General features: G+C 44.8%; 13 protein-coding genes. 11 read left to right on the forward strand and 2 right to left on the reverse strand.

Annotated features, from left to right (window positions below; all coding sequences use genetic code 11):
• The first annotated feature begins 29 nt into the window (after positions 1-29).
• The 10 genes from gpAD87_RS26405 to gpAD87_RS32330 all read left to right on the forward strand — a co-directional run bounded on the left by gpAD87_RS26405 (position 30) and on the right by gpAD87_RS32330 (position 11,050).
• Positions 30-1,511 carry a glycoside hydrolase family 32 protein gene (locus tag gpAD87_RS26405; protein ID WP_064641783.1) on the forward strand — a complete coding sequence of 494 codons (1,482 nt, stop codon included), beginning with the start codon at positions 30-32 and terminating at the stop codon, positions 1,509-1,511.
• A gap of 19 nt (positions 1,512-1,530) precedes the next feature.
• Positions 1,531-2,424 (forward strand): ROK family protein, encoded by an 894-nt coding sequence (locus tag gpAD87_RS26410; protein WP_064641784.1) that lies wholly within the window; start codon positions 1,531-1,533, stop codon positions 2,422-2,424.
• A gap of 408 nt (positions 2,425-2,832) precedes the next feature.
• The gene (locus gpAD87_RS26415; protein ID WP_064641785.1) at positions 2,833-3,177 is read left to right on the forward strand and encodes a Na-translocating system protein MpsC family protein; all 345 of its coding nucleotides are present in this window, start codon (positions 2,833-2,835) and stop codon (positions 3,175-3,177) included.
• A 477-nt stretch (positions 3,178-3,654) separates the two neighbouring features.
• Positions 3,655-4,725, forward strand: a complete 1,071-nt coding sequence (locus tag gpAD87_RS26425) for an ABC transporter substrate-binding protein (RefSeq protein WP_063567243.1) — start codon at positions 3,655-3,657, stop codon at positions 4,723-4,725.
• Between the two features lie 275 nt (positions 4,726-5,000).
• Positions 5,001-5,939, forward strand: coding sequence for a nucleoside hydrolase (locus gpAD87_RS26430; RefSeq protein ID WP_064641787.1), 939 nt, complete (start codon positions 5,001-5,003; stop codon positions 5,937-5,939).
• Between the two features lie 199 nt (positions 5,940-6,138).
• On the forward strand, positions 6,139-6,957 hold the full coding sequence (locus gpAD87_RS26435) for an ABC transporter permease (RefSeq protein WP_064641788.1): 819 nt from the start codon (positions 6,139-6,141) through the stop codon (positions 6,955-6,957).
• 4 nt (positions 6,958-6,961) lie between these two features.
• Positions 6,962-7,753 carry an ABC transporter permease gene (locus tag gpAD87_RS26440; protein ID WP_024632851.1) on the forward strand — a complete coding sequence of 264 codons (792 nt, stop codon included), beginning with the start codon at positions 6,962-6,964 and terminating at the stop codon, positions 7,751-7,753.
• 18 nt (positions 7,754-7,771) lie between these two features.
• On the forward strand, positions 7,772-8,830 hold the full coding sequence (locus tag gpAD87_RS26445; RefSeq protein ID WP_063567191.1) for an ABC transporter ATP-binding protein: 1,059 nt from the start codon (positions 7,772-7,774) through the stop codon (positions 8,828-8,830).
• Between the two features lie 119 nt (positions 8,831-8,949).
• Positions 8,950-10,716: an adenine deaminase gene (locus gpAD87_RS26450; RefSeq protein ID WP_064641789.1), complete on the forward strand. Its 1,767-nt coding sequence runs from the start codon at positions 8,950-8,952 to the stop codon at positions 10,714-10,716.
• Between the two features lie 154 nt (positions 10,717-10,870).
• Positions 10,871-11,050, forward strand: coding sequence for a hypothetical protein (locus gpAD87_RS32330; protein ID WP_064641790.1), 180 nt, complete (start codon positions 10,871-10,873; stop codon positions 11,048-11,050).
• 213 nt (positions 11,051-11,263) lie between these two features.
• Here gpAD87_RS32330 and gpAD87_RS26460 read toward each other — a convergent pair whose 3' ends face one another.
• The gene (locus gpAD87_RS26460; RefSeq protein ID WP_064641791.1) at positions 11,264-11,464 is read right to left on the reverse strand and encodes a hypothetical protein; all 201 of its coding nucleotides are present in this window, start codon (positions 11,462-11,464) and stop codon (positions 11,264-11,266) included.
• 9 nt (positions 11,465-11,473) lie between these two features.
• Positions 11,474-12,214 (reverse strand): hypothetical protein, encoded by a 741-nt coding sequence (locus gpAD87_RS32335; RefSeq protein ID WP_197521523.1) that lies wholly within the window; start codon positions 12,212-12,214, stop codon positions 11,474-11,476.
• Positions 12,215-13,166: 952 nt separating this feature from the next.
• On the opposite strand from gpAD87_RS32335, the gene gpAD87_RS32700 reads away from it, so the two are divergent.
• On the forward strand, positions 13,167-15,512 hold the full coding sequence (locus gpAD87_RS32700) for a P-loop ATPase, Sll1717 family (RefSeq protein WP_064641792.1): 2,346 nt from the start codon (positions 13,167-13,169) through the stop codon (positions 15,510-15,512).
• Positions 15,513-15,822: the final 310 nt, after the last annotated feature.

Here is a 15,822-nt window from a genome sequence, read left to right on the forward strand (position 1 = left end):
AACGGTTTGAATCAAAGGAGTAAACCAACATGTCTACCATTTCAACAACGGATTACCGGGGCGCCTATCACTTCTCGCCCAAGAAAAATTGGATGAATGACCCCAACGGTATGGTATTTTTCAAAGGCGAGTATCACTTGTTCTATCAGCATCATCCATTTGGCACAACATGGGGACCGATGCATTGGGGACACGCGGTGACCAAGGACCTGGTTACCTGGGAAGAGCTGCCTGTGGCTTTGGCGCCGGATGAGCATGGCATGATATTTTCCGGCAGCGCAGTGGTGGACTGGAACAATACGTCCGGATTCTTTGACGATGAGCCAGGACTGGTGGCTATTTTCACCCATCATCAGGAGGTGCCAAACAATCCTCCCGTTCAGTCTCAGAGCCTCGCATATAGCAAGGATAGCGGCAGAACATGGATGAAATACGAGGACAATCCGGTACTGGAGCATGAGTCGTTCGTGGATTTCCGTGATCCCAAAGTGTTCTGGCATGAACAGACCAAGGAATGGATTATGGTTATCGCTTGTGGTCAGACGGTATGTCTGTACCATTCTCCTGATCTGAAGGAGTGGACATTGGGCAGTGAATTCGGCGCTGGGATCGGTTCGCATGATGGCGTCTGGGAGTGCCCTGATCTGTTCCCGCTGGCCGTGGATGGAGATGCGAGCCAGGAGAAATGGGTGATGCTCGTTAGCATTGGTGCAGATCCGGCCTTCAAAGAAGGCTCCAGAACGCAATACTTCCCCGGAGATTTTGATGGCATTACATTTGTTCCTGATGAAGCTTCCCATACCGTTCGCTGGCTTGATCATGGTCGGGATAATTACGCAGGGGTCAGTTGGTCCGACATTCCGGCTGAAGACGGCAGACGTCTGTTTATGGGCTGGATGAGCAACTGGATGTATGCCAATCAGACACCAACCGAAGCATACCGCGGCGCGATGACCATTGCGAGAGAACTGACATTGGAGAAAAGGGACGGCGAAGTCCTGCTGGTTCAGCGTCCTGCACGCGAGTTGGAGCAAGCCCGCACGCCAGTACTGTCCTTACAGAATGCTTCCATTAGACAAGTGAGTGAGCAGTTGAACACCTTGCGCCTTGTAAACTATGAGATTCATGCGGAATGGCCCTCTGATCAATCTGTTCAATTTACATTACGAAGTGGTGCGGACAACGAAACGCTCATCGGCGTGAACGCTCGTCAGAATGAGGTATATGTTGATCGCAGTCGATCGGGTATTATCGATTTCCATGAACATTTCCTGGGTCGCCATGCAGCTGCATTAAAAGCAGTGGACGGCAACCAACATCTGCGTATCTTTGTGGATTACTCATCCGTAGAGGTATTTGCCAATGACGGTCAAGCGGTGATTACCGATCTGATCTATCCGGATGCGGGCTCCAAGGGAATCTCTGTTCAGTCCGAAAATAAGGATGTAGTATTTGCTTCGCTTCATATCTACGAGCTATCCCCCATCCGAGTTGAAGATCAGTCGGAATGATCGTGAGGGGGACAGTAAGATGCGTATAGGAGCAATAGAAGCCGGTGGAACGAAGTTTGTATGTGGTGTAGGTAATGAGCGAGGGGAAATTGAAGATTGGTGCAGCTTTCCAACGGAGCATCCCGAGACCACACTGGCGAAGGTTATTGACTATTTCAGGGATAAAGGAGTAGCCGCGATTGGAATCGGCTCCTTTGGTCCGATTGATCTGCAACCGGATAGCCCCACCTATGGTTACATTACAACAACGCCCAAGCCAGGGTGGGGAAACTGTAATGTTATTGGAACCTTCAAGCGCGAATTCCCGATTCCCTTCGGATGGGATACGGATGTGAATGCAGCGGCCCTTGGAGAAGTCACTTGGGGAGCAGCAAAGGGATTGGAAAACTGTGTGTATTATACAATCGGCACAGGTGTTGGGATTGGACTTGTGGCGGGAGGTAAACGTGTGCATGGATTGCTGCACCCAGAGGGTGGGCACATCCGGACGAGACGGCACCCGGAGGATCATTTTGCCGGATTATGTCCGTATCATGGCGATTGCTTGGAGGGCATGGCTGCGGGGCCAGCCATTCAAGCCCGCTGGCAGAGCCCTGGCAGCGAACTGCCGGCAGACCACCCTGTCTGGGAGATCGAATCCTTTTACATTGCGGAGTCCATCACGACAGCCATTCTGCTTCATTCCCCGCAAAAGGTCATCTTGGGCGGAGGGGTGATGCAGCAAAGTCATCTGTTCCCCATGATCCGGGAGCGGGTTGTACGAAATCTGAATGGTTATGTGAATGCAGCCTCAATAACGCAACATATCGATCAATATATTGTCCAGCCGGGATTGGGCCAGCACGCAGGACTATGCGGTGCCCTTGCATTGGGTTTAGAGGCATTGCAGCAACATCCAACGTCGGCTTTATAATTTCTTATATTAATAATGTCCCAGAAGGGACGGATGCAGGTTCACTTGGCTATGTGACCTCACCGTCCTTTGTGGGATTTTTGTCTCATTTACTACAAGAAAAAGTACGCCACGGTTCAAGGCGGATCAGGAAAAGGTGATGCTCAGTCGTTTTGAGTTTCATCCAGAGAACGAGTATCAAAATTGGGTTTTTAAGCAAGAATAATAGAGAAAAGAGATACAGGTAACGCTAAGCACGCTCACGGTGAATATTTACGAATTGTTTTCGCTAGTTTATACCTATCGTTCGCTTTTATGTGTTATTTGCATGTTAACTATATCTTTTGGGTTGCCTAAAATCGTAGATATATGTATAATCAATCGTGTTAACACGTCGAACGTACGGTAGTAAATGATGTGGGTGAGTTCATGGAACTGCTGGACAGCAATGAGAGCAAGAAGAAGATGTGCCAGTATTATAACGAAATTTCGAAGGAACTGTTCGGCTTTGGGACCACTCTCCTGAGAGTGACCATTGATCAGAACACTGTGACCTTCTACGCGAAGCACCGACGTTCACCGCGCTCTGACGCCCTGGAAGGGGAGGCCCCCGGCTTGAAGCTGGAAGTGGACTTCCGCATGTCTGTCTTGTATAAGAAGAAATTCAGGGAGAAGTTGGAGCAGCACATGGGTTTGCCAATCGAAGCTGTATTACGGGATTATGATGCGTCCACGCAGTGGGCCATCACGAATGTGATATTGGAACAAGCATAGGATGGATCGACAGGTTCGATGTATGCGTTGCACACGATTCTAATTCATCATTCGGATTCCAAACAATTTCATATGATGGCGTCTGACTTCGGATTGATTCTGAAGCAGAAACCGATGATGTACCGGCAGCGGGTGTCGCTTTCCTTTGTTTACGAAGAAAAGTGTTCTTGTTTATACAAGAATGCTTTTCTTTTTGTTTTTTTAAGTTGAACTAGCCCTAAATAACGCATGTATCCTTCGAAAATCAGAAGACCTTCCGATCGCTGTTATCCCCAGATTTCTTTTATTCCCTTTAATAAAGGTAGAAATCTTGTGATAGCTTATGTTTCCGAAGAAGCTTTCTTTCAGAAAGCTTTTAGACGAACACTTCGTTTCTCCAGGTTCTTTCTGTTTTCTACGTGAAATGCGTTATCAAGCTAGTTCAACTTAATGGTTTGGGTTGTTAAATCACACATATCAGGGGGAATCAGGATCATGATGAAGAAGTGGATTAGCGGTTTGGCGGCAGTGGCAATGACATCGGTATTACTTGCAGGATGCGGCAGCAGCACAGAGAACGCAACAGGCGGATCAGGCAGCGGAGGCACGGCGCCAACCAAACTGGTCATCTCCACTTGGGGGTTCTCGGAAGATTTCTTCAATGAAGAAGTATTTGGTCCATTTGAAAAAGAACATAATGTAGACATTGTGCTTGAAGTGGGTAACAACGCTGAGCGTTTGAACAAAATTCGCCAAGGTACATCCAATGTGGATGTGATCTATTTGTCCGATTACTATGCACAGCAAGGTATTGATGAAGGTTTGTTTGAGAAAATCGACCGCTCTAAAATTCCGAATGTGAATGATATTTATGATATTGCCAAAGCACCGCTTGGCGAAGATTACGGCCCGGCCTATACGGTTGGACAGCTCGGAATCGCTTATAATCCAGACCTCGTTAACAAAGAAGTCACTTCATGGGCAGATCTGTGGGACCCGGCGTTTGCGGGTAACCTGACCATTCCGAATATTACGGCAACAGCAGGCCCAATGGTACTGGATGCAGCTTCCCGTGTAGCCGGAAACGAAACGTTTAATGAAGATGCAGCATTTGCGGAACTGAAAAAATTAAGCAGCAACGTTGTTAAATTCTACACGCAAACTTCCGAATTCGTGAACATGTTCTCCCAGGAAGAGATTGCGGGCGGACCGATTATGGAAATGTACTTCAAAGACCTGAAAGCTGCAGTGCCAAATGCGAAGTTTGTTACACCTAGCGAAGGTGCGTATGCAGTCATGAATACGATCAATGTCGTGAAAGGCAGTAAGAACAAAGAACTCGCCGAAGAATTCATCAACTGGCAGCTCAGCCAGGATGTACAAACCAAATCCGCCAAAGCGAAAGTGGACTCCCCGGTAAATACGAAGGTTGAATTGAATGCCGAAGAAGCTGAAGGCGTAACATATGGTGCGGACGTGGTTGGCAAGCTGAACAAGCTGGATATGGAATTTGTGAATCAACAGGCCAAAGCATGGACAGATCGCTGGAACCGCGAGATTGCACAGTAAAACAAGAAGCCGATTGACTTAAAGTTATCTTTGATCTATATAGGTTCAACTAAACTTTTTACACGAGAACGGAGAGGACAGAAATAACGTGAAGAAGCGAAGCGTTCGCCTTTATTCCCGGATTTTCCCTTTGAAGAAGGGAATTAAAAAAAATCTGGGGATAACAGCGATCGGAAGGTTATTCTGTCATCGGAGTGGTAAGTGTAAATATTCTTTAGTTGAACTTATAAAATTTGCAGCAAGCAATCATTGAACGACAGAGGAGTTGGGAATGTATGAGTGAAACAGGAAATCGCATCATTCTGGATGTGGATACCGGTATTGATGACGCGCTGGCCATCTTGCTGGCCGTCAAGAGTCGGAAGCTGGACATTCTCGGAATTACCACGGTCTGTGGGAATGTATCGCTCCAGCAGGCAACGGATAATACATGCAAAATTCTCGAGCTGGTGGGAGCACCCTCCATTCCGGTCATTGCCGGAGCGGCTGGGCCACTCACACGCAAGTCTCACTATGAGCACCGGGTACATGGGCAAGACGGATTGGGTGGTGCGCTGCCCGATCCGGCCGTGTCCAAGCAGGCTGATGAAGGTTTTGCCCCGGAATTTATCGTTGAACAAGCGAAGTTGTACCCAGGCGAACTAACATTGATCATGACTGCGCCGTTAACGAATCTGGCGCTTGCGTTAATGAAGTGTCCTGAACTACCTACATTATTGAAGGAAGTCATCTTTATGGGTGGCGTCGTTCGTGGACATGGCAATGTTACACCTACTGCAGAGTACAACACGTACGCCGATCCCGAAGCCGCACGCATTGTATTGCATGCAGGTTTCGAGAAGCTTACGCAGGTGGGCTTGGATGTTACCCGCCAAACCCTGCTGAATGAAGAAGCCATTGGACGATTAACTGATCCGGTATTGCGCAATTACGTGGCACAGAGCACGGAGATTTATATCAAGCGGTATGAAGAAATGAACGGCATACGCGCCTGTGCCTTGCATGATCCACTGGCCGTTGGCGTCGCTCTTGCCCCGGAACTGGTTGGACGCAAATCGTATTACGTTGATGTAGAGACGGCCAGCCGCCTGTGCGATGGTCAGATGGTATGTGACTTCCAAAACCGTTTGGGTGAACAACCCAACACACTGGTATGCGAAACGGTAGATGCCGAAGCATTCCTTGAGTTGTTTATTAATGCGTTAAATTCTTAATTGCTCGACCCAATAAGATATTTATACGATTGCGGAGAGTGCAGAACCGATCTGGAGAAGCGAAGCGTTCCCCTTTATCCCCCGATTTTCTCCATTGAAAAGGAATCAGAAAAATCGGGGGATAACAGGGATCGAAGGACGGTACTGCAATCGGAGTATCCGAGTATAAATCTCTAATTCTTATGTCAGGAGTACCGCGATGAAGAAATCAGTATACTGGCTATTGCTGCCGGGATTTGTGTTTTTGGCGGCATTTATGATCATTCCGATTGTCCTGACGATCGGATCGACGTTTTTTCAAGAAAACTCCTTCACGTTTGAAGGATACATGCATTTTTTCAGAGACCCTTACTTTTTGAAAATATTGCTTACGACGCTGCAGGTCAGCGTGGTCACCACCATCGTCTGCGTGGTGCTCGGATTCCCGACAGCTTATTATATTTCACGGAAAGCGCCGCGCCGCAAAGGCATTCTGCTCGCGCTCGCAATCTTCCCGCTGCTAACAAGCCCGGTTGTGCGCTCGTTTAGCTGGATGATTATTCTGGGACGCAAAGGGCTGATCAATAACACCCTTGTTGGGCTTGGTATCGTGGACAAGCCGCTCGATATTCTGTATACGCCGGCAGCCATGATGATTGGTTTGACCCATCTGTTCCTGCCACTTATGATCATTTCCCTGGTCGGTGTGCTTGAGAACATCGATGGTGATCTGCTCAAGGCAGCACAGAGTTTGGGTGCATCCCGCTTCACGGCATTTCGCCGGGTGGTGTTCCCACTGGCTGTGCCAGGGCTTGTTATCGGAGCCGTACTTGTTTTTGTCGGAAGCCTGACGGCTTATACGACGCCTGCACTATTGGGAGGCAAACAGCGCGTAATTGCGACGTTCCTCTATCAGAACGCCATGACCCTGAACGACTGGTATCTGGCCTCGGTCGTTGCTGCGATTATGATTGTCATTACGTTTGTCGTGGTCGGTGTCATGAACAAAATGGCCAAAACTTTAAATCCGAAGGGGTAGACATATGCGTGAGAAACATATCGGGCTGGGCCTGTTCAGTCTGCTGGTCTTTATCTTTCTGCTGGGCCCGCTTCTGATCATATCGGTCACTTCGTTTGAACCGGGGACGGTACTCAAATTTCCGCCGGAGGGCTTCTCCCTCCGCTGGTACGAGAATATTTTCAACACAGGTGGTTTCCTCCGCACGTTCCAGACGTCCATCATCATTTCCCTGCTGGGGAATTTGCTGGCGCTGTTGCTCGGGGTTCCGGCTGCGTACGCACTTAGTCGTTATGATTTCAAAGGCAAGTCCGTGCTGAATGCATTGTTTTTGTCTCCGGTACTCATTCCGGGAATCGTGCTTGGTTTTACATTGATGAAATACCTGATCGTGATCTATCATCTGCCGATGTATCTGGGTCTGCTGATCGGCCACACGATTATTATGCTTCCATTTATCATTCGCGTTATCGCATCGAGTCTGTCGAGCTTTGACTTTGCGGTAGAAGAAGCAGCCCTGAGTCTCGGCGCAGGACGGGTTAGAACGTTTTTCCAGATTGTGCTGCCTAACATTCGCTCAGGAATTCTCGCGGCGGTGCTGATTGCCTTTCTGGAGTCGTTCAACAACGTGGACATTTCCGTGTTTATGACCGGACCAGGGGTAAGCACATTGCCAATTCAGATGCTGACCTATGTAGAAAATTATTTTGACCCAACCATTGCAGCCATTTCCGTGCTTTTGATGGTATTAACTGGACTTTTAATGTTCGTGATCGAACGGATCATGGGCGGATTCTCATACTTTACTAAACGTTAATTGGAGGCGCAGAACGCTATGGCATTGCTGACATTGGATCGCGTATCGGTGGCTTACGATAACCAGACGATCCTGAAGGATTTTCAATTGGAGCTGGAAAAAGGTAAGCTGCTCTCCCTGCTCGGACCGAGCGGTTGCGGCAAAACAACTACGCTGCGCCTCATCGCCGGATTCCTGGAAGCAACACAGGGCAAGTTTATGTTCGGCGGCAAGGATTATACGAAGGTTCCGGTCAACAAGCGGAATTTCGGATTTGTATTTCAGAGTTATGCGCTGTTCCCGCATCTGTCTGTCTATGACAACGTGGCCTTCGGCCTGCGGATGCGCAAGGTAAAAGACAAAGACATTTCTTCACGCGTAATGCGTATCCTTGAAGTGGTAAACCTGAACGGCTTCGAGAAACGCTTCCCGCAGGAACTGTCCGGTGGACAGCGTCAACGTGTGGCGATTGCCCGCGCACTCGTCATTGAACCGGATTTGCTGTTGTTCGATGAACCGCTCAGTAACCTGGATGCCAACTTGCGACTCAACATGCGGGTCGAGATTCGCCGGATTCAGCAGGAACTGGGCATTACGACACTTTATGTCTCTCATGATCAGGAGGAGTGCTTCTCCATCTCGGATCAGGTAGCGATTATGAACAAAGGCGTTGTCGAGCAGCTCGACCGCCCGGAGACGATTTTCAAATACCCGGCCACGGAATTTGTAGCCCAATTTATTGGCTTCCATAATTTCATTGAATTCGCAGAGCGCAGTGATGCAGGAGAGGTGATCACGCTGAAAGCGGGTGGTCGCTTGTTCACCGCAACAGCGCATCCCGGAACGGCACGTCCCGGTGCACGCAAAGGTGCGATTCGCCCGGATGATCTGATGGTTAGTGGAGATACCTCCGGGGACATGGCAAATGCTTTGCCTGGGATTATCAAAGTAAGCACGTACCTTGGACGCAGTTATCAGTACGTCATTGAGACAGAACTTGGTGACTTCACAGCCAATCAGGAGATGGAGACACCTTATCTCAGCGGACAGCGGGTTAATCTGATTTTCCCGCAGGATAAACTTGTCCTTGTGGAATAGCAGCAGGAAGCAGCAGCAGCAAAAGAGGCATTTATCAGCTAAATCCAGAGCAATATAGCTAGTTGTAGCTACTGCTCTGGATCGCTGTAAGATGCTCATGAAGAAGGAGATTATGCCCCATGCGTGCAGATCAACTAATTAAGAACGTACATGTGTATAACAGTTATTATAAACGATTCGAAATGAACAACGTGGCTGTACTGGACGGTAGGTTTATGTATGTTGGTCCAGGCGGCCCGGAGATGATTGAAGCCGATGAAGTGATTGATGCACGCGGACGTTACATGATCCCGGGCCTTATTGATATTCATCTGCACATTGAGAGTACAATGGTGACACCAGCAACCTTTTCCCATGGCCTGATCCGCTGCGGGGTAACGTCCATTGTGGCGGAACCGCATGAGATGGCGAATGTGTTTGGGCTGGAAGGTGTGCAGGAGATGATGTCGGCAAGTCGTGAGACAACGGTGGACATGTTCTACGCTATCCCAAGCTCCGTTCCGGCGACGCCGATGGAAACAACAGGTGGTTCAATCGAAATCGAAGACATGGATGTTCTTCTGGCTACTGGAGAGATCATCTGTCTGGGTGAGATCATGAACTATGTGGACGTCATCCGTGATCCGGAGTGCAAGACCAATCAGATTCTTCAGCATATTCGCAAAAACTATCCAGATCTCGTAATCGAAGGTCATACACCGAAATTGCTTGGGCTGGATCTGCACCGACTGATCTATGCAGGCATCGATTCGGATCATACGCATCAGAGCATTGAAGGCTTGCAGGCTCGAATTGCGGCAGGCATGTTCATTGAAATCCAGGAAAAATCGATGACGCCAGAAGTCATGGAATACCTGATTCAGCATGATGTTGCTCAGCATTTCTGCTTCGTAACAGACGATGTTATGCCGGATTCGCTGGTGGAACGGGGACATCTGGATCATATCGTACGTAAGGCCATTCGGATGGATATGCGCCCCGAAGATGCGATTTACGCTGCAACCTCAACCCCTGCATCCCGTATGAAAATGACTGATCGCGGTAGCATTGCCCCAGGCAAAGTGGCGGACTATGTGCTGCTGTCCAACTTAGATACGCTTGCAGTAGAGCAGGTATACAAAAATGGCCGTAAAGCTTATGACGACTACGAACCGTACAAGCAGGACCGAATTAGTGGACAGTTCCCACCTCACTTTTACCAAAGCGTGCAATTGGATCTGCTGAGAGCCGAGGATTTCGCAATCCGTCTGTCTGATCCAAAGGTGAATGGGCAAAGTGAAGCATCTGACTCAGACGCGCAGTTATCTGAAAATGGTTTAAACAACTGTCGGGTTATGATGGTGAAGGATGGTTCAACCTTTGTGGAAGAACATATCGCACAGGTTCAGGCTGCGAATGGTGAACTTCTCTGGGAAGAGAGCGGATATGGACAGATTGCGACCTTTGAACGTTATGGTGTGAACGGTAACCGAGCACATGGTTTGATTGGTGGAGACACGATCAAGCGTGGTGCCATTGCAACAACATATTCACATGATAACCACAACCTATTGGTCGTAGGACGTAATCGTGAAGATATGATATTGGCAGCTAACACAGTGATTTCGAGCCAAGGTGGGTTCTGTGTGGTGGAAGACGGGAAAGTGTTGTCCCATCTCGAACTTCCAGTGGGTGGTATATTGACGGAGGAACCGCTGGCTGTAGTGTCACACCAAGTGAAAGAGCTGCGTGCAGCGATGTTATCTCTTGGTTATGTGCACTATAACCCAATCATGTCCATCAGTACCCATTCCCTTGCGGTAAGTCCGGCTCTGAAAATTACCGATCACGGCCTGATTGATGTGAATGCAGGCAAGGTTGTTCCGTTGATTGTGGAATCGTGTTAATTATAAAAAAATGGAGACACCCATTTCACAACCATCATGTTGTGAGACGGGGTGTTTTTATGTATACTTCAACGGACTTGCAGAACGGTTTATGCCCATTATAGAAGTCTATTGGCAAGAGGATTCGGCAGATGTATAACTATATTGGACTGTTATGGAAAACCAAGGTATTGAAAGCCACTGTGCTGATCTGATGTTCTTTAATCAGTTATGGCGTAAAGCCAGGGAGCTGGAAGAAAATGAATCGGCAAATCTTAAAAAAATTGATCAGGTTTACGAGAGGATCAGGGCATTAGTAAGATATTTGAGGTTAGAGCCGGACACAGCTCAATAGAAACAAACTCTATATATTTTAAAACAGAGGATTCTATTTTCTGGCATGGGTGCTTGTAGGGGAGAATGCATGTTGGAGGAGATATATTTCATTATTTTCTGAAGATAAGCAGAAAAAAAGGCATCTCCCGAAGGAGATGCTTTTTTTGAGTAGAAGCATTGTTAGGATTGCTATTGGGAATCATTCGTCCTAAAATGAGGAAGTATAGATATATTACTCTCTTGTTTCATCATCTAATCGCCGACGAAATACCAAAGCCGAGACAGCAAATATAATAAAAGATAATGTTGAAGCAGCAGTAACCATCTTCAACACATTTCCTATTGGAGGGTTAAACAACAGAGCAATTGAGATGATTAAAACGGCACCAGTTAAACCCATTCCCAAAATCGAGAACGCTAAAATCTTGTTCATCGAATCACCTCACAGGTAATTGAAACAAGCTACTGCTCCAGCGATACCACCAGCACCAAGAACTGCATATGCACCAATACATGCAGCACATATCGGAGCAGTCACTGGTGTCGGTACTGCACACGAACCACCGCACGCAACCGCAATAATATAAGCCGCCGTACCACCAATGCCAAGCACTGCTCCAAGACAACCTGCGACTGCGCCTACACTCTGCGGTTGAATTCCAGAGTTAACTGGCTCTTCTGCAAGCATTTCTTGATCTGTGATATAAGGCCTGTCAGTGTCCACGGATTTAACAACTGATCCATTCAAATACGTCTCAACTCGGAAGTTTCCTGCCTCATTCTTGGTCACCAACATTTCATTTGTCTGCAATACGGTATTATCCTCATCGAAGAATATTGTTACGTTACTAGGAAGGCTATAATCCCCATGCAAAGGAACTGTAACAACCGTAACTCCACCGCCAACCGTGTACACACTCGATTTTTCCAAATCAAAAGCAGACACAGGGGCGATATTCTCAATTTCACCTGCTTCTACTCCATGTAGCGTTGCATCGATCAATTCCTTGGCTTCATTACCTATAACTACAGCAAAATCTTGGCTGTTATCCGCTTGTGCTGTAACACTCAAATTTGGAGATAAACTTAAACAGAAAATAGACAAAATCATTAATACTGGCAAAAAGATCTTTTTCGCCTTTAACATAATAAAAAAACCTCCTATTTTATAATATTTCGTCATAATATTTCCTCTTCAAGATTGACACCATCTGTATGCAATTGCTTAGATACCAGTTCGACAGCATCTGCATGTTCAATGAGGGCTTTTCTTTCTCGTTGTCCGGCGTACCTGGGAGTGTATTATAGAACTAAATGCTGCTATGCCTGAATTTGGACTTCTTTTCCTGCCCTGAGTTGCTCTCCTACACGTTGCCCATTAAGCTGAAGCTTAGGGCAAACGTACCGCAATTAACCAAGTCTTCTTAAATTTCAATAACATTCACGCTCCTTATAACCAGTGTTGAGTATTTCCCTCACATATATAGACACCTAAAAAGGAAAATGGTTACTTTTTTATTCATTATTTTGTAACAGAGTCTAAAAAAGTTAGAATAACTGCCTATATGGACGACACACCGTAGATACAAATTCCACATACTAAGTAAGAAAATCCGTCTCTAAAGGTATACCTTTAGGGAGAGTAGATAAAGGAACATAGTGCCTTGTTCAAGATTTCCAGATATTAGGATATATATTTCCGCCTAAAATCTGTGAACTAAGCCTTTTTGCCTTAAACAGCTTAAGTGTACATTGAACAAACAGTCTATTAAAAAGTAAAAAAAGTAGATCATTCGTAAGTTCACTTTTAGCAACAACATGCCCATTACATTAAAGGATGATGAGCTCTAATGTAATGGGCATCTACTGATTTTTAAATTGTAGATCACGATATAGGAGTATCAGGTACTATGATTTCATTAGTCTTTTCTTTTTCTTCATTATACTTCTCGTTACATCACGACGGTACTAGAAGCTATACCTTAGGGACAATAGAAAAATATTGATGCACTATGATCCATGGACGAGAACAAAAAATTTAGAAAGAAATAAGAAGCCTACTGTAGTAATATAGTAATTGAATTTTATTTAATTGTTATCCGAAGCAATAATATGTGTTGAGGGGGATTAATGAAATGAAAAGAGCATTTTACGCATACTCAAGTCAAAAACCAGATTTATTAGAGGATATAAGAACTGCGGTCAAAAAAATTAATGAAACGTCTCCTGAAGTAACTATCAGTACATGGGAGAATTACAGTATTAGTGGAAAATACATTATAGACGGTATCTTGGATGGAATTTCGTCTTGCGATCTCTTTATGTGTGACCTTACATATTTAAATTATAACGTTCTTTACGAACTGGGTTATGCTATTGGTTTAGGTAAAAAAATATGGATTACTTTAAATACCACCCATCCAAGAGCATCTGTTAATTACAAAAGTTTATCTTTGCTTACAACGATAGGCTATGCAAGTTATCAAAACTCTAATGATTTACAGGGCAAATTTTTTAGTGATCTACCTTATGTTGATACAGACAAGAGGAATATTACAATTCCAGATCAAAACGTAGATCGTCACCTTCTCTACCTAAAGTGTGAGGCAGCAACTAGTGCATCTTCAGAATTAAGTGACCGTATCAGCAAATCTAATATCCCCACTAAAATTGATGATATTTCTGAAGAAAGACAGCCACTAAGCTGGTACCTATCAATTCTTCCTAATGCTTTTGGTGTGATAATTCATTTCCATACTGTCGGAAGTGAATTCGAAGCTCATCAAGATGTTGCAAGAAAGGCTTTGATAGCTGGCTTAGCCAAGGGCATGGGACTTAATACATTGCTTCTAGCCCATAGTCCGTTTGAGCGTCCTTTAGATTACCATGATGAAATAAGAGAACATAAAAATAGTAATACTTGCGGTAAAATAACCAAAGACTGGCTGGAACCCATTACAAACGAATATCGTGAGATGCTTGAGGAGCATAGGGAATACACCACTGAGCGCAAAGCAGTTAATAAACTTTCAAGTTTCAAACTTGGGGATTATGTTGCGGAAAATGAAAATCATGATTTAATTGATTATTTTATGGAAACTGCAGAATTTCGGGAAGCTATAACTGCTCAACAGATTCTATTTGTTGGTAGAAAGGGAACTGGGAAAACTGCTAATTTAATAAATTTGAGAAGTAAAATGTCAGCTGATAAAAGGAACTTTGTTGTTGTAATACAGCCTCAAGGGCATGAATTTGAAGGCGTACTGACGATTATGGAACAAATGCAATACAGTTCAGAACAAGGTCACTTTATTGAAAGTATCTGGAAATATCTTATTTACACTGAAATATCACGTCAATACTATGAGTATTTGAATACTCTTCCTCTTCATGTTGAGAAGACAGAGGATGAAAAAAAATTCATGGAATTTGTGGTACAGCATAAAAGGGTCATTGATGCTGATTTCACTCTAAGATTAGAGAATATTGTAGGAGATCTCCGAGCTGTTGATCAATATGATAGTGTCGAGCAACAGCGTACAAAGATCAGCGAGTATTTACATAAAAATATGTTGGGTAACTTAAGACTTCATTTAGGTGGAGTCCTTCGTAAAAAAGAAAATGTAAAAATATTAATCGATAATTTAGATAAAGGATGGAATGATAGCGCCGATTTGAGCAGTTTGGGTGATCTTCTTTTTGGCTTGCTAAGCGTAGTCCATAAAATTACTGGTGAATTCCAAAGAAACGACTACAGGCACGAAGGTGTCAATTTGACATTGGTTGTGTTTCTCAGAAGCGATATTTTTTCCAGGATAATGAGTCATGCTCCTGAAAGAGATAAGATCGCTACAAAACGTCTCAACTGGTCGGATCCAAACTTGCTATTTCAAGTAATTGAAAAGCGGATAAACTTTAGTAGTAATGGAATAACAAGTCCAAGTACTTTTTGGAAAGATTATTTCACGGAGAAGGTTAACGGTCTTCCTCTAAGAGATTATGTAAAAAATCTTATTATACCTCGTCCACGTGATATTATTCTCTTATTTAAGCTTGCACTTGAAAAAGCAGTGAATAACGGTCACAAAATTGTAGAAGAAGAAGATTTCAAAGAAGTAGAGTATAAGTACTCAGAGTATGCATTACTGTCTCTCTTTCCAGAAAACGGGAAAAGAATAGAGGATCTAGAATCTATTTTATATGAATTTGTTGGTCGAAATGCTATTTTAAGTAGACCAGAGCTTGAAGAGTGTATATCACTGAATGCATCAACTGATAATATTGATTCTATTGTTCAAGTGTTGTGTGAGATGACATTCCTTGGGATGGAAGTTACTGATGGTGTATTTGAGTACTACAGTGATAGACGTCCCGAAAAAATAACAAATAAGTTAGCTATCAGACACTCGGAGCGAACTGGTCAACCTATTAACTACAAAATAAATCCTGCCTTTTATAAATACCTTGATATTATAACGTAAAATAGCATGGCTATAAGTATTATTTGCGGAACTATAGAACTAGTATGCATCCATTTCAAATTAATCGTACTCTGAACATCTGATGAATTCCAAGTTGCACTCAGGTCAATTTTTTTTATCGCTTTTCAACTAACGTAATAACAAAAGGGATCGTTGCAGAAATGCATACGATCCCTTTTGTTATACCTTTACGGATGATACAAAAAAAAGGCACTTGCTTTTGCAAGTAGCCTTTAACCGCTAAACCCTGTATGACGATAGTAAATAGAGAGTGGTGTTCTCCCAAATCAAGAGGACCTAATCAAAGGAG

This window comes from Paenibacillus sp. AD87 (genome assembly GCF_001659845.1).
Lineage (GTDB): Bacteria > Bacillota > Bacilli > Paenibacillales > Paenibacillaceae > Paenibacillus > Paenibacillus marchantiae.

Excerpts from the sequence above, each read along its gene's own strand:
- gpAD87_RS26405 (WP_064641783.1), top strand. The coding sequence starts at position 30 with ATGTCTACCATTTCAACAACGGATTACCGGGGCGCCTATCACTTCTCG.
- gpAD87_RS26410 (WP_064641784.1), top strand. The coding sequence starts at position 1,531 with ATGCGTATAGGAGCAATAGAAGCCGGTGGAACGAAGTTTGTATGTGGT.
- gpAD87_RS26415 (WP_064641785.1), top strand. The coding sequence starts at position 2,833 with ATGGAACTGCTGGACAGCAATGAGAGCAAGAAGAAGATGTGCCAGTAT.
- gpAD87_RS26425 (WP_063567243.1), top strand. The coding sequence starts at position 3,655 with ATGAAGAAGTGGATTAGCGGTTTGGCGGCAGTGGCAATGACATCGGTA.
- gpAD87_RS26430 (WP_064641787.1), top strand. The coding sequence starts at position 5,001 with ATGAGTGAAACAGGAAATCGCATCATTCTGGATGTGGATACCGGTATT.
- gpAD87_RS26435 (WP_064641788.1), top strand. The coding sequence starts at position 6,139 with ATGAAGAAATCAGTATACTGGCTATTGCTGCCGGGATTTGTGTTTTTG.
- gpAD87_RS26440 (WP_024632851.1), top strand. The coding sequence starts at position 6,962 with ATGCGTGAGAAACATATCGGGCTGGGCCTGTTCAGTCTGCTGGTCTTT.
- gpAD87_RS26445 (WP_063567191.1), top strand. The coding sequence starts at position 7,772 with ATGGCATTGCTGACATTGGATCGCGTATCGGTGGCTTACGATAACCAG.
- gpAD87_RS26450 (WP_064641789.1), top strand. The coding sequence starts at position 8,950 with ATGCGTGCAGATCAACTAATTAAGAACGTACATGTGTATAACAGTTAT.
- gpAD87_RS32330 (WP_064641790.1), top strand. The coding sequence starts at position 10,871 with ATGGAAAACCAAGGTATTGAAAGCCACTGTGCTGATCTGATGTTCTTT.
- gpAD87_RS26460 (WP_064641791.1), bottom strand. The coding sequence starts at position 11,464 with ATGAACAAGATTTTAGCGTTCTCGATTTTGGGAATGGGTTTAACTGGT.
- gpAD87_RS32335 (WP_197521523.1), bottom strand. The coding sequence starts at position 12,214 with ATGACGAAATATTATAAAATAGGAGGTTTTTTTATTATGTTAAAGGCG.
- gpAD87_RS32700 (WP_064641792.1), top strand. The coding sequence starts at position 13,167 with ATGAAAAGAGCATTTTACGCATACTCAAGTCAAAAACCAGATTTATTA.